Annotated in this window: 8 protein-coding genes, 1 tRNA gene, 3 rRNA genes and 1 other annotated feature; of the genes, 8 read left to right on the top strand and 4 right to left on the bottom strand. The window is 53.4% G+C overall.

The annotated features are described in order from the left end of the window. Positions 1-53: 53 nt before the first annotated feature. A complete protein-coding gene (locus HBM95_17430; GenBank protein ID NIH44699.1) occupies positions 54-926 on the top strand; it encodes an SMP-30/gluconolactonase/LRE family protein in 873 nt (290 codons plus the stop codon). Here the strand turns inward: HBM95_17430 and pheA are convergent. From pheA to bamD, 4 genes are all read right to left on the bottom strand, one after another. Next, positions 923-2083, bottom strand: a complete 1161-nt coding sequence (pheA, locus tag HBM95_17425) for a bifunctional chorismate mutase/prephenate dehydratase (protein NIH44698.1) — start codon at positions 2081-2083, stop codon at positions 923-925. The genes HBM95_17430 and pheA overlap by 4 nt on opposite strands. Before the next feature lie 30 nt (positions 2084-2113). Continuing rightward, positions 2114-2239, bottom strand: a sequence feature (Phe leader region). Next, positions 2191-2238 carry a hypothetical protein gene (locus HBM95_17420; GenBank protein ID NIH44697.1) on the bottom strand — a complete coding sequence of 16 codons (48 nt, stop codon included), beginning with the start codon at positions 2236-2238 and terminating at the stop codon, positions 2191-2193. It overlaps the preceding feature by 48 nt. Before the next feature lie 103 nt (positions 2240-2342). Beyond that, the gene (raiA, locus tag HBM95_17415) at positions 2343-2684 is read right to left on the bottom strand and encodes a ribosome-associated translation inhibitor RaiA (protein ID NIH44696.1); all 342 of its coding nucleotides are present in this window, start codon (positions 2682-2684) and stop codon (positions 2343-2345) included. A 268-nt stretch (positions 2685-2952) separates the two neighbouring features. Continuing rightward, positions 2953-3690 (bottom strand): outer membrane protein assembly factor BamD, encoded by a 738-nt coding sequence (gene bamD, locus HBM95_17410; GenBank protein NIH44695.1) that lies wholly within the window; start codon positions 3688-3690, stop codon positions 2953-2955. A 131-nt stretch (positions 3691-3821) separates the two neighbouring features. Here bamD and rluD point away from each other — a divergent pair, with 131 nt between their 5' ends. The 7 genes from rluD (at position 3822) to rrf (ending at position 13632) form a co-directional block, all read left to right on the top strand. Next, the gene (gene rluD, locus HBM95_17405) at positions 3822-4802 is read left to right on the top strand and encodes a 23S rRNA pseudouridine(1911/1915/1917) synthase RluD (protein ID NIH44694.1); all 981 of its coding nucleotides are present in this window, start codon (positions 3822-3824) and stop codon (positions 4800-4802) included. Next, positions 4799-5530: a polyphenol oxidase gene (gene pgeF, locus HBM95_17400; GenBank protein ID NIH44693.1), complete on the top strand. Its 732-nt coding sequence runs from the start codon at positions 4799-4801 to the stop codon at positions 5528-5530. Before rluD ends, pgeF begins: the two co-directional genes overlap by 4 nt. 129 nt (positions 5531-5659) lie before the next feature. Further along, positions 5660-8233 carry an ATP-dependent chaperone ClpB gene (clpB, locus tag HBM95_17395; protein NIH44692.1) on the top strand — a complete coding sequence of 858 codons (2574 nt, stop codon included), beginning with the start codon at positions 5660-5662 and terminating at the stop codon, positions 8231-8233. Between the two features lie 426 nt (positions 8234-8659). Further along, positions 8660-10209: ribosomal RNA gene (locus HBM95_17390) — 16S ribosomal RNA — on the top strand. 75 nt (positions 10210-10284) lie between these two features. Next, a tRNA-Glu gene (locus HBM95_17385) sits at positions 10285-10360 on the top strand. 173 nt (positions 10361-10533) lie between these two features. Then, positions 10534-13464 (top strand): 23S ribosomal RNA (locus HBM95_17380). Between the two features lie 52 nt (positions 13465-13516). After that, positions 13517-13632: ribosomal RNA gene (gene rrf / locus HBM95_17375) — 5S ribosomal RNA — on the top strand. The 16S, 23S and 5S rRNA genes sit together here with 1 tRNA gene alongside, the layout of an rRNA operon. Positions 13633-13802: the final 170 nt, after the last annotated feature.

Below are 13802 nucleotides of genomic sequence, written 5' to 3'. Positions count from 1 at the left end.
ATGTATATACTGAAAGCCAGCAATGCTGGCTTTTTTCATTTTGGGGAACTGTCATGGCTGAACCGCAGCTGCTGTTGAACTACACCGGGCATCTGCCTGAATGCCCGACGTGGAGCGCAGAAGAAAATGCGCTTTACTGGGCGGATATTCTGGAAGGGGAGATCCACCGCTACCACTTGTCAACGGCGGAACATGCCGTGCTTTCCTTCCATGAAGAGGTGGGCTGCTTTGCCCTGCGCGAGCGCGGCGGCTTTATTGTCGCCATGCGCAACGGCATCTGGCTTGCCGATAAGCATGGGCTCCTGCAGCGCAAGGTGTGCGATAACCCCTCAAACCCGCAGCTCGCACGTTTTAATGATGGGGGGACCGACCATCAGGGACGCTTCTATGCGGGCACGTTCTGGGGGCCGGGAGATTACAACGGTGCCCTGCTGATGCGCATCGACAACGACCTGGCGCCGAAGGTGATCCAGTGCGATATTCACGGGCACAACGGCTTAGCGTTTAGCCCGGATAAGCGGTGGATGTTTACCTCCGACACGCCAAACGGCGTAATTTACCGTACGCCGCTTGATGAGCATGGTGACCCTGGCAGGCGCGAGGTGTTTCGTCAGTTTAAAGCGGGAGAAGGGATACCCGACGGCGCGGCGATGGATGTGGAAGGCTGCTACTGGAGCGCGCTGTTTGACGGCTGGCGTATTGCGCGTTTTTCTCCGCAAGGGGAGCAACTGGAAGAATACCGCATGCCGGTGCGTTGCCCGACGATGGTCTGCTTTGGCGGCGATGACATGAAAACGCTGTTCATTACCACCACGCGGGAAAATATGGATGCGGAGGAGGTGGAGAAGTATCCGCTCTCCGGCGGCATCTTCACCCTGCCTGTCAGCGTAGCAGGGATGAAGAAAAGCCGGTTTATCGAACGTTAAGCCGGGTCAACCGGGACGACGTTTTCGCTCGGATAGCAGCCCAGCACTTTCATGGAGCGCGTGATTTCGCCGAGTTCGCGCAGGGCTTTCTGCATGGAAGCTGACTCCAGGTTGGCCTGGATATCGAGGTAGAACATCTCTTCCCACGGGTTACCGTGGATTGGGCGTGATTCCAGTTTGGTCATGATCAGGTTGTGGTTGCGCAGCACCAGCAGGGCTTCAACCAGCGCGCCGGCCTGCTGGCCGGTTGCCATCAGCAGCGTGGTTTTCGCCGGCACCTGGTCTGACACGTTGATTGCCTTGCGGGCCAACACCACGAAACGGGTGATGTTTTGCGTCTGGTTTGCCAGGTTGCGTTCCAGCACTTGCAGTCCATACAGCGCGCCGCCCGCTTCGCTGCCGAGCGCTGCAACGGTTGGGGAGTTGGCCTGCGCCACTTTTTCCATCGCCGCCGAGGTGCTTTCGGTGTACTCAATTTTCCAGTTCGGATAGCGGTTCAGGAACTGGCTGCACTGCTGGAACGGCTGCGGATGGCTGTACACGGTTTCGATCGTGCTCAGGTCGGTTGAGCCGGAGACCAGCACGCAGTGATCGATAGGGATCGTCAGCTCGCCGACCAGTGACAGGCTGGTGTGCTGCAGTAAATCATAGACGTCGTTAATGGCACCGGAGCTGGTGTTTTCAATCGGCACGACGGCGTAATCGGCCTGGCCGGTCTCGACCTGGTTAAAAATGTCGGCAAACTTCGCACAGCCGCTCTCAATAAATTCTTCGAAGTGGCGCGCGGCATATTGACGTGCGGCCAGGTGAGAGTAGGAGCCTTTAGGCCCGAGGAAGGCGATGCGTGCCGAGTGCGGGTTGGTTTTGTTCAGATGCTGCTGGAGTAACGCTTGCTGGGTGAGAACGGAGTCTTCGATGATGAGCTGGAACAACCGGGTGATGTAATGGGCATCGAGGTGATGCGCTCTGCCTAGCTGGATCAGACGCTCCAGCAGGTCGCGCTCGCGGTCGATATCACGCACCGGGCGATGGGAGTCCAGTTTGGCTTTGCCTACTTCAATGGCGAGCGCGCGGCGTTCGGCCAGCAGCGCCAGCAATTTTTCATCCAGCGCGCTGATTTTTACTCGCAGATCCAGTAACGGGTTTTCCGGTGTCATAGTGTTGCCTGTCTCATTTTATCGTTATCAATAAAAAAGGCCCCCCGGTGTGGGAGGCCTTGTTGTTCGTCTTCGCATTCTTTATCACACGACGAAACGCCTCCCGTTCAGGGGAAGGTAAAAAAGAATGCGAAGAAGAACGGCGTAAGTTTCATAAAGTCATCCTGTGATTGATACCGTTAAAGTACCCGTACTGTTTTCACCCTGTCAATAAAAAACGCGCCCGAAGGCGCGTTGGCGGTACACTCAATTTAAAGGATTACTCTTCTTCCACTTCTTCCGCGAAGCTGGCGTCTTTCACCGATGTTGCGGCGCGACGGGCTTCACCTTTGTGTTGCACTTTATTGAGCTGCCGTTCCAGCTTGTTGATCAAATCGTTAATAGCGGTGTACATATCCTCGTGTTTTGCGCTGGCGACCAGATGGCCGTTTGGAGTATTGATAGTTGCGTCAGCGATGAAACCCTGGGGCTCCTTGGACAGGATGATATGTGGATTAATCAAATGAGTTTGCCATTTATCCAGTTTGGCGAGACGGTCTGCGACGTGCTGGCGAATTGCCGGAGTAATTTCCATTTGTTTACTGGTAATGTTCATTGTCATAAATTTTACCTCTTGTCTTTCCGTCTTGGTGATTCCAGCATACCCGACCTAATGTCAAAATGTGTGATTTAGATCACGTTATTTTGTCGGTTTTTGTCAGGGAATCTTTTTTGTGAGGCAGGGCAGGAAGAGGTGAGATTTACCTTGTGGAAGGTACGAATTGCGGTCATAGTTGACGGGATGTGTTGAGGCTAAAGCGCTTCAGCGGATGTCTGAAATGAATAAAGAAACGGCAGCCTTCTGGCTGCCGTTTTGCATTGAAGCGATATCAGGTGTTGCTGCTGTTCGCGGCGATGATTTTCGCCACTTTTTCAGCCTGAGCGGTCATCTGCATCTGACGGTAAGCATTTTCCATCAGCTTCAGGCCGTCACGCGTTGCCTGAGTATCCGGATAATCACGCAGCATACCTTCTACGCGGTTAACCACAGCAACCCATGCGCCACGGCGGGTATAGTATTCCGCAACGGAGTATTCATACTTTGCCAGACGATCTTTCAGGAACACCAGACGTTTGGTTGCGTCGGTGACGTACTGACTGTTCGGATAGCCGCGCACCAGCTTGGAGAAGTCATTGAAGGCATCGCGCGCATGCTGCGGGTCACGGTCGGAACGATCCACGCCGAAGAAGCCCTGCAGCGCACTGTCATCCAGCGCCATGTTGGTCAGACCGCGCATGTACATGACGTAATCGATGTTAGGATGAGTCGGGTTCAGACGCATGAAACGATCGATAGTTGCCTGAGCCAGCGGCAGATCGGCATTTTTGTAGTAGGCGTAGATGAGATCTAACTGTACCTGCTGCGAATACGGACCAAACGGATAGCGATTATCCAACGCTTCCAGTTGCGTTATCGCCTGTTTCCAGTTACCGTCCTGCAACTTTTGTTGTGCAGTCGCATAGATTTCATTCGGCGGATTGTCAGGGACCTGTTCATTCGAACCGGAGCAGCCCACCAAAGCCAGGCTCAACGTGGCCGCTGCCACCAGATATTTCATGCGCGTCATGACGTTTTGACTTTCCTCAAATGTTTGTCCGGGAGAAACTCTGTTCCTGCTCCCGATTAAGACCAGCTACAATAGCACACTATATTAAACGGCAAAGCCGTAAAACCCAACGTTAAACAAAGAAGCAGTTTATGGCACAACGAGTAGAACTCACCGCAACAGTCTCCGAAAATCAGCTCGGTCAACGCTTAGATCAGGCTTTGGCCGAATTGTTCCCTGATTATTCGCGTTCACGCATAAAAGAATGGATCCTTGACCAGCGTGTGCTGGTAAACGGCAAGATCTGGGACAAACCAAAAGAGAAAGTGTTTGGTGGGGAAGCTGTTGCCATCAATGCTGAAATCGAAGAGGAAATCCGCTTCGAACCACAGGATATCCCGCTGGACATCGTCTATGAAGATGATGACATTCTGGTGATCAACAAACCGCGCGACCTGGTTGTTCATCCGGGGGCGGGGAATCCTGACGGTACGGTGCTTAATGCACTTCTCCATTATTATCCGCCGATCGCGGATGTTCCACGTGCAGGCATCGTTCACCGTCTGGATAAAGACACCACCGGTCTGATGGTAGTGGCGAAGACTGTTCCCGCTCAAACTCGTCTGGTGGAATCACTGCAGCTGCGTGAAATCACCCGCGAATATGAAGCGGTAGCCATTGGGCACATGACCGCTGGCGGCACGGTAGAAGAGCCGATCAGCCGTCACCCGACGAAACGTACTCATATGTCGGTGCATCCGATGGGTAAACCTGCGGTGACGCACTATCGCATTATGGAGCACTTCCGTATTCATACCCGCCTGCGTCTGCGCCTGGAAACCGGGCGTACTCACCAGATCCGCGTTCACATGGCGCACATTACCCATCCGCTGGTGGGGGATCAGGTGTACGGTGGGCGTCCGCGTCCGCCAAAAGGCGCATCGGATGAGTTCATCAGCGTATTGCGTAAATTCGATCGTCAGGCGCTGCACGCGACCATGCTGCGTCTTTATCATCCGATTACAGGAATCCAGATGGAGTGGCATGCGCCTATCCCGCAGGATATGGTGGAACTTATTGACGCCATGCGTGCCGATTTCGAAGAACATAAGGATCAAGTGGACTGGCTATGACCAAACTGATTGTCCCGGAGTGGCCGCTGCCTGCAGGCGTGGCCGCCTGTAGTTCGACCCGTATTGGCGGCGTGAGCCAGGGCGCGTGGGAGTCTTTAAACCTCGGCGCGCACTGCGGCGACAGCCTGGAACACGTTGAAGAGAACCGCACGCGTCTGTTTGCTGCGGGAAATCTGCCGTCGAAACCGGTCTGGCTGGAGCAGGTTCACGGTAAAGCGGTACTGAAGCTGACGGGAGAACCATACGCTTCTAAACGCGCCGATGCCTCTTACAGTAATACTCCGGGCACGGTTTGTGCCGTCATGACAGCCGATTGTCTGCCGGTTCTGTTCTGTAATCGCGCAGGCTCTGAAGTGGCTGCCGCGCATGCGGGCTGGCGTGGCCTGTGCGAGGGCGTTCTGGAAGAGACTGTCGCCTGCTTTAATGATGATCCCGCCAATATCATGGCGTGGCTTGGTCCGGCGATTGGGCCTCGTGCTTTTGAAGTGGGGCCAGAGGTTCGCGAAGCCTTTATAGATAAAGATCCGCAAGCTATTGAGGCCTTCCTGCCTGCCGGGGAAAAATATCTGGCGGATATTTATCAGCTTGCCCGCCAGCGCCTGAATAATATTGGCGTAATGCAGATCTTCGGTGGCGATCGCTGTACGTTCACCGAAAAAGGTGATTTTTTCTCCTATCGCCGCGACAAGACGACGGGTCGTATGGCAAGTTTCATTTGGCTGATATAACCTAAAGAATCAAGACGATCCGGCACGTGCCGTTTTCTTTTCACATAATTCAGGTCATTAACCTTGAATAATTGAGGGATGACCTCATTTAATCTCCAGTAGCAAATTTGACCTGTTATGGGAGGAGTTATGCGTCTGGATCGTCTTACTAATAAATTCCAGCTTGCTCTCGCCGATGCCCAGTCCCTTGCACTGGGGCACGACAACCAGTTTATCGAACCTCTTCATTTAATGAGCGCCTTGCTAAATCAGGAAGGGGGATCGGTACGTCCTTTATTAACGTCTGCTGGCATTAATGCTGGCCAGTTACGCACCGCTATCGATCAGGCGCTGAGCCGTTTACCGCAGGTAGAAGGTACCGGCGGCGACGTACAGCCGTCTCAGGATCTGGTGCGTGTGCTAAACCTTTGCGACAAGCTGGCGCAAAAACGTGGGGACAACTTTATTTCGTCGGAGCTGTTTGTTCTGGCGGCGCTTGAATCACGCGGTACCTTGACCGACCTGCTGAAATCTGCCGGTGCAACCACCACCAATGTGACTCAGGCGATTGAGAAAATGCGCGGAGGTGAAAGCGTGAACGATCAGGGAGCCGAAGACCAACGTCAGGCTTTGAAGAAATTTACGGTCGATCTGACCGAACGCGCTGAGCAGGGCAAACTTGACCCGGTGATCGGCCGTGACGAAGAGATCCGCCGTACGATTCAGGTACTGCAGCGTCGTACCAAGAACAACCCGGTGCTGATTGGTGAACCGGGTGTCGGTAAAACCGCCATCGTTGAAGGGCTGGCACAGCGTATCGTGAACGGCGAAGTGCCGGAGGGGCTGAAAGGCCGCCGCGTACTGGCGCTGGATATGGGCGCGCTGGTGGCCGGTGCGAAATACCGCGGGGAGTTCGAAGAGCGTCTGAAAGGCGTGCTGAACGACCTGGCGAAACAGGAAGGCAACGTTATCCTGTTTATCGACGAACTGCACACCATGGTGGGTGCCGGTAAGGCGGACGGCGCGATGGATGCCGGGAACATGTTGAAACCTGCGCTGGCGCGCGGTGAACTTCACTGCGTTGGTGCCACTACGCTTGATGAGTACCGTCAGTACATTGAAAAAGATGCTGCGCTGGAACGTCGTTTCCAGAAAGTGTTTGTCGCTGAGCCAAGCGTTGAAGATACCATCGCGATCCTGCGTGGTCTGAAAGAGCGCTATGAACTGCACCACCACGTGCAGATTACTGACCCGGCCATCGTTGCGGCGGCGACGCTTTCGCATCGTTACATCGCCGACCGTCAGTTACCCGATAAGGCCATTGACCTGATTGATGAAGCGGCTTCAAGCATTCGTATGCAGATTGACTCGAAGCCGGAAGAGCTGGACAGACTTGACCGACGCATCATTCAGCTCAAGCTGGAACAGCAGGCGCTGAAGAAAGAGTCTGATGAGGCCAGTAAAAAACGCCTCGATATGCTCAATGAGGAACTGGACGATAAAGAGCGCCAGTATTCTGAGCTGGAAGAAGAATGGAAGGCAGAAAAAGCCTCCCTGTCAGGCACGCAGACTATTAAAGCAGAACTCGAACAGGCAAAAATTGCCATTGAGCAGGCGCGACGCGTGGGCGACCTGGCGCGGATGTCGGAGCTGCAGTACGGCAAAATCCCTGAGCTGGAAAAACAGCTTGAAATCGCCACGCAGTCTGAAGGCAAAACCATGCGTCTGTTACGTAACAAAGTGACTGATGCGGAAATTGCTGAGGTGCTGGCGCGCTGGACCGGTATTCCGGTGGCGCGCATGATGGAAAGCGAACGCGATAAGCTGCTGCGCATGGAGCAGGATCTGCATCAGCGCGTGATTGGCCAGGATGAGGCGGTTGAAGCTGTATCCAATGCTATTCGCCGTAGCCGTGCCGGGTTGTCCGATCCTAATCGTCCGATTGGTTCATTCCTGTTCCTGGGGCCAACCGGTGTCGGTAAAACCGAACTGTGTAAAGCGCTGGCTAACTTTATGTTCGACAGCGACGATGCGATGGTGCGTATCGATATGTCCGAGTTTATGGAGAAACACTCCGTCTCGCGTCTGGTCGGTGCGCCTCCGGGATATGTTGGTTATGAAGAGGGTGGTTACCTGACCGAAGCGGTGCGTCGTCGTCCTTATTCCGTCATTCTACTGGATGAGGTGGAAAAAGCGCATCCGGATGTGTTCAACATCCTGCTGCAGGTGCTAGACGATGGTCGTCTGACCGACGGGCAGGGGAGAACGGTCGATTTCCGTAATACGGTAGTTATCATGACCTCGAACCTGGGTTCCGATTTGATTCAGGAACGTTTCGGTGAGCTGGACTACAGCCATATGAAGGATCTGGTGCTCGGTGTGGTGAGCCATAACTTCCGTCCGGAGTTCATTAACCGTATTGACGAAGTGGTGGTATTCCATCCTCTGGGTGAGAAACATATTGCGTCGATTGCGCAGATCCAGCTGCAGCGTCTGTACAAACGTCTGGAAGAGCGTGGTTATGAAATTCACATCTCCGACGATGCGCTGAAGCTGCTGAGCGAGAATGGTTACGATCCGGTGTACGGTGCGCGTCCATTAAAACGTGCTATCCAGCAGCAGATCGAAAACCCGCTGGCGCAGCAGATCCTCTCCGGAGAGCTGATTCCGGGCAAAGTTATCCGTCTGGAAGCCAACGACGATCGCATTGTGGCAGTGCAGTAAGTCACAAAACGCAAAAACGAGCCGCTTGCGGCTCGTTTTTGTTTAAAAACCAGGCGAAAATTGAGATCTGGGATGCGTTTCGCCTGGAAAGTGAGCAGTCAGTAAATAATTTTCACTTTATCCTTGCAGCTTCGGAATTACTCCCTATAATGCGCCTCCACTGACACGGAACAACGGCACACACGCCGCCGGGTCAGCAGAGAAAAGCAAAACAAACGCTTGACTCTGAAGCGGGAAAGCGTAATATGCACACCCCGCGCCGCAGCGAAAACGAAGCGGCACTGCTCTTTAACAATTTATCAGACAATCTGTGTGGGCACTCAAAGTGACATGGATTCTTAACGTCGCAAGACGAAAAATGAATACCAAGTCTCTGAGTGAACATGCGTAATTCATTACGAAGTTTAATTCACGAGCATCAAACTTAAATTGAAGAGTTTGATCATGGCTCAGATTGAACGCTGGCGGCAGGCCTAACACATGCAAGTCGAACGGTAGCACAGAGAGCTTGCTCTCGGGTGACGAGTGGCGGACGGGTGAGTAATGTCTGGGAAACTGCCTGATGGAGGGGGATAACTACTGGAAACGGTAGCTAATACCGCATAACGTCGCAAGACCAAAGAGGGGGACCTTCGGGCCTCTTGCCATCAGATGTGCCCAGATGGGATTAGCTAGTAGGTGGGGTAACGGCTCACCTAGGCGACGATCCCTAGCTGGTCTGAGAGGATGACCAGCCACACTGGAACTGAGACACGGTCCAGACTCCTACGGGAGGCAGCAGTGGGGAATATTGCACAATGGGCGCAAGCCTGATGCAGCCATGCCGCGTGTATGAAGAAGGCCTTCGGGTTGTAAAGTACTTTCAGCGGGGAGGAAGGCGATAAGGTTAATAACCTTGTCGATTGACGTTACCCGCAGAAGAAGCACCGGCTAACTCCGTGCCAGCAGCCGCGGTAATACGGAGGGTGCAAGCGTTAATCGGAATTACTGGGCGTAAAGCGCACGCAGGCGGTCTGTCAAGTCGGATGTGAAATCCCCGGGCTCAACCTGGGAACTGCATTCGAAACTGGCAGGCTAGAGTCTTGTAGAGGGGGGTAGAATTCCAGGTGTAGCGGTGAAATGCGTAGAGATCTGGAGGAATACCGGTGGCGAAGGCGGCCCCCTGGACAAAGACTGACGCTCAGGTGCGAAAGCGTGGGGAGCAAACAGGATTAGATACCCTGGTAGTCCACGCCGTAAACGATGTCGACTTGGAGGTTGTGCCCTTGAGGCGTGGCTTCCGGAGCTAACGCGTTAAGTCGACCGCCTGGGGAGTACGGCCGCAAGGTTAAAACTCAAATGAATTGACGGGGGCCCGCACAAGCGGTGGAGCATGTGGTTTAATTCGATGCAACGCGAAGAACCTTACCTACTCTTGACATCCAGAGAACTTAGCAGAGATGCTTTGGTGCCTTCGGGAACTCTGAGACAGGTGCTGCATGGCTGTCGTCAGCTCGTGTTGTGAAATGTTGGGTTAAGTCCCGCAACGAGCGCAACCCTTATCCTTTGTTGCCAGCGGTCCGGCCGGGAACTCAAAGGAGACTGCCAGTGATAAACTGGAGGAAGGTGGGGATGACGTCAAGTCATCATGGCCCTTACGAGTAGGGCTACACACGTGCTACAATGGCGCATACAAAGAGAAGCGACCTCGCGAGAGCAAGCGGACCTCATAAAGTGCGTCGTAGTCCGGATTGGAGTCTGCAACTCGACTCCATGAAGTCGGAATCGCTAGTAATCGTGGATCAGAATGCCACGGTGAATACGTTCCCGGGCCTTGTACACACCGCCCGTCACACCATGGGAGTGGGTTGCAAAAGAAGTAGGTAGCTTAACCTTCGGGAGGGCGCTTACCACTTTGTGATTCATGACTGGGGTGAAGTCGTAACAAGGTAACCGTAGGGGAACCTGCGGTTGGATCACCTCCTTACCTTAAAGAACCTGCCTTTGCAGTGCTCACACAGATTGTCTGATGAAAAGTAAGCAGCAAGGCGTCTTGCGATTGAGACTTCAGTGTCCCCTTCGTCTAGAGGCCCAGGACACCGCCCTTTCACGGCGGTAACAGGGGTTCGAATCCCCTAGGGGACGCCACTTGCTGGTTCGTGAGTGAAAGTCACCTGCCGTCATATCTCAAAACTGACTTACGAGTCATGTTTGAGATATTTGCTCTTTAAAAATCTGGATCAAGCTGAAAATTGAAACGACACACATGTTATGTGTGTCCGAGTCTCTCAAATTTTCGCAATCAGAAGTGAAACATCTTCGGGTTGTGAGGTTAAGCGACTAAGCGTACACGGTGGATGCCCTGGCAGTCAGAGGCGATGAAGGACGTGCTAATCTGCGAAAAGCGCCGGCGAGGTGATATGAACCTTTGACCCGGCGATGTCCGAATGGGGAAACCCAGTGTGATTCGTCACACTATCGTTAACTGAATACATAGGTTAACGAGGCGAACCGGGGGAACTGAAACATCTAAGTACCCCGAGGAAAAGAAATCAACCGAGATTCCCCCAGTAGCGGCGAGCGAACGGGGAGCAGCCCGGAGTCTGAATCAGCTTGTGTGTTAGTGGAAGCGTCTGGAAAGTCGCAGGGTACAGGGTGATACTCCCGTACACGAAAATGCACAGGCTGTGAACTCGAAGAGTAGGGCGGGACACGTGGTATCCTGTCTGAATATGGGGGGACCATCCTCCAAGGCTAAATACTCCTGACTGACCGATAGTGAACCAGTACCGTGAGGGAAAGGCGAAAAGAACCCCGGCGAGGGGAGTGAAAAAGAACCTGAAACCGTGTACGTACAAGCAGTGGGAGCACCTTCGTGGTGTGACTGCGTACCTTTTGTATAATGGGTCAGCGACTTATATTCTGTAGCAAGGTTAACCGTATAGGGGAGCCGAAGGGAAACCGAGTCTTAACTGGGCGTTAAGTTGCAGGGTATAGACCCGAAACCCGGTGATCTAGCCATGGGCAGGTTGAAGGTTGGGTAACACTAACTGGAGGACCGAACCGACTAATGTTGAAAAATTAGCGGATGACCTGTGGCTGGGGGTGAAAGGCCAATCAAACCGGGAGATAGCTGGTTCTCCCCGAAAGCTATTTAGGTAGCGCCTCGTGAACTCATCTTCGGGGGTAGAGCACTGTTTCGGCTAGGGGGCCATCCCGGCTTACCAACCCGATGCAAACTACGAATACCGAAGAATGTTATCACGGGAGACACACGGCGGGTGCTAACGTCCGTCGTGAAGAGGGAAACAACCCAGACCGCCAGCTAAGGTCCCAAAGTCATGGTTAAGTGGGAAACGATGTGGGAAGGCACAGACAGCCAGGATGTTGGCTTAGAAGCAGCCATCATTTAAAGAAAGCGTAATAGCTCACTGGTCGAGTCGGCCTGCGCGGAAGATGTAACGGGGCTAAACCATGCACCGAAGCTGCGGCAGCGACACTATGTGTTGTTGGGTAGGGGAGCGTTCTGTAAGCCGTCGAAGGTGGCCTGTGAGGGCTGCTGGAGGTATCAGAAGTGCGAATGCTGACATAAGTAACGATAAAGCGGGTGAAAAGCCCGCTCGCCGGAAGACCAAGGGTTCCTGTCCAACGTTAATCGGGGCAGGGTGAGTCGACCCCTAAGGCGAGGCCGAAAGGCGTAGTCGATGGGAAACAGGTTAATATTCCTGTACTTGGTGTTACTGCGAAGGGGGGACGGAGAAGGCTATGTCAGCCGGGCGACGGTTGTCCCGGTTTAAGCGTGTAGGTGTGTGTTCCAGGCAAATCCGGTTCACTTTAACACTGAGGCGTGATGACGAGGCACTACGGTGCTGAAGTGATAAATGCCCTGCTTCCAGGAAAAGCCTCTAAGCATCAGGTAACACGAAATCGTACCCCAAACCGACACAGGTGGTCAGGTAGAGAATACCAAGGCGCTTGAGAGAACTCGGGTGAAGGAACTAGGCAAAATGGTGCCGTAACTTCGGGAGAAGGCACGCTGATATGTAGGTGAAGCCCCTGCGGGTGGAGCTGAAATCAGTCGAAGATACCAGCTGGCTGCAACTGTTTATTAAAAACACAGCACTGTGCAAACACGAAAGTGGACGTATACGGTGTGACGCCTGCCCGGTGCCGGAAGGTTAATTGATGGGGTTAGCGGCAACGCGAAGCTCTTGATCGAAGCCCCGGTAAACGGCGGCCGTAACTATAACGGTCCTAAGGTAGCGAAATTCCTTGTCGGGTAAGTTCCGACCTGCACGAATGGCGTAATGATGGCCAGGCTGTCTCCACCCGAGACTCAGTGAAATTGAACTCGCTGTGAAGATGCAGTGTACCCGCGGCAAGACGGAAAGACCCCGTGAACCTTTACTATAGCTTGACACTGAACACTGGTCCTTGATGTGTAGGATAGGTGGGAGGCTTTGAAGCGTGGACGCCAGTCTGCGTGGAGCCGTCCTTGAAATACCACCCTTTAATGGCTGGTGTTCTAACGTGGACCCGTAATCCGGGTTGCGGACAGTGTCTGGTGGGTAGTTTGACTGGGGCGGTCTCCTCCCAAAGAGTAACGGAGGAGCACGAAGGTTAGCTAATCCTGGTCGGACATCAGGAGGTTAGTGCAATGGCATAAGCTAGCTTGACTGCGAGAGTGACGGCTCGAGCAGGTGCGAAAGCAGGTCATAGTGATCCGGTGGTTCTGAATGGAAGGGCCATCGCTCAACGGATAAAAGGTACTCCGGGGATAACAGGCTGATACCGCCCAAGAGTTCATATCGACGGCGGTGTTTGGCACCTCGATGTCGGCTCATCACATCCTGGGGCTGAAGTAGGTCCCAAGGGTATGGCTGTTCGCCATTTAAAGTGGTACGCGAGCTGGGTTTAGAACGTCGTGAGACAGTTCGGTCCCTATCTGCCGTGGGCGCTGGAGAATTGAGGGGGGCTGCTCCTAGTACGAGAGGACCGGAGTGGACGCATCACTGGTGTTCGGGTTGTCATGCCAATGGCACTGCCCGGTAGCTAAATGCGGAAGAGATAAGTGCTGAAAGCATCTAAGCACGAAACTTGCCCCGAGATGAGTTCTCCCTGAGACTTTAAGTCTCCTGAAGGAACGTTGAAGACGACGACGTTGATAGGTCGGGTGTGTAAGCGCAGCGATGCGTTGAGCTAACCGATACTAATGAACCGTGAGGCTTAACCTTACAACGCCGAAGGTGTTTTGGCGGAAGAGACGCAAACAATATTCAGCCTGATACAGATTAACAGAATTTGCCTGGCGGCTTTAGCGCGGTGGTCCCACCTGACCCCATGCCGAACTCAGAAGTGAAACGCCGTAGCGCCGATGGTAGTGTGGGGTCTCCCCATGTGAGAGTAGGGAACTGCCAGGCATCAATCAAGAAGAACCCCGTACCGTAAGGTGCGGGGTTTTTTGCTTTGTGTTCCGGAAAATCTGGCCTTTCTCTTAATCCCTTATCCTGCTAATAAAATGTGTGATCCCTGTCTCAATGTTATTTATAACAAAATTATAACATTTCATTTACGAGGTAATTGAGTTTGC

The sequence above is a fragment of the Enterobacter asburiae genome (assembly GCA_011754535.1).
Classification (GTDB): domain Bacteria; phylum Pseudomonadota; class Gammaproteobacteria; order Enterobacterales; family Enterobacteriaceae; genus Enterobacter; species Enterobacter cloacae_N.
This window is presented reverse-complemented; position numbering and strand designations above follow the sequence as displayed.

Excerpts from the sequence above, each read along its gene's own strand:
- HBM95_17430 (NIH44699.1), top strand. The coding sequence starts at position 54 with ATGGCTGAACCGCAGCTGCTGTTGAACTACACCGGGCATCTGCCTGAA.
- pheA (NIH44698.1), bottom strand. The coding sequence starts at position 2,083 with ATGACACCGGAAAACCCGTTACTGGATCTGCGAGTAAAAATCAGCGCG.
- raiA (NIH44696.1), bottom strand. The coding sequence starts at position 2,684 with ATGACAATGAACATTACCAGTAAACAAATGGAAATTACTCCGGCAATT.
- bamD (NIH44695.1), bottom strand. The coding sequence starts at position 3,690 with ATGACGCGCATGAAATATCTGGTGGCAGCGGCCACGTTGAGCCTGGCT.
- rluD (NIH44694.1), top strand. The coding sequence starts at position 3,822 with ATGGCACAACGAGTAGAACTCACCGCAACAGTCTCCGAAAATCAGCTC.
- pgeF (NIH44693.1), top strand. The coding sequence starts at position 4,799 with ATGACCAAACTGATTGTCCCGGAGTGGCCGCTGCCTGCAGGCGTGGCC.
- clpB (NIH44692.1), top strand. The coding sequence starts at position 5,660 with ATGCGTCTGGATCGTCTTACTAATAAATTCCAGCTTGCTCTCGCCGAT.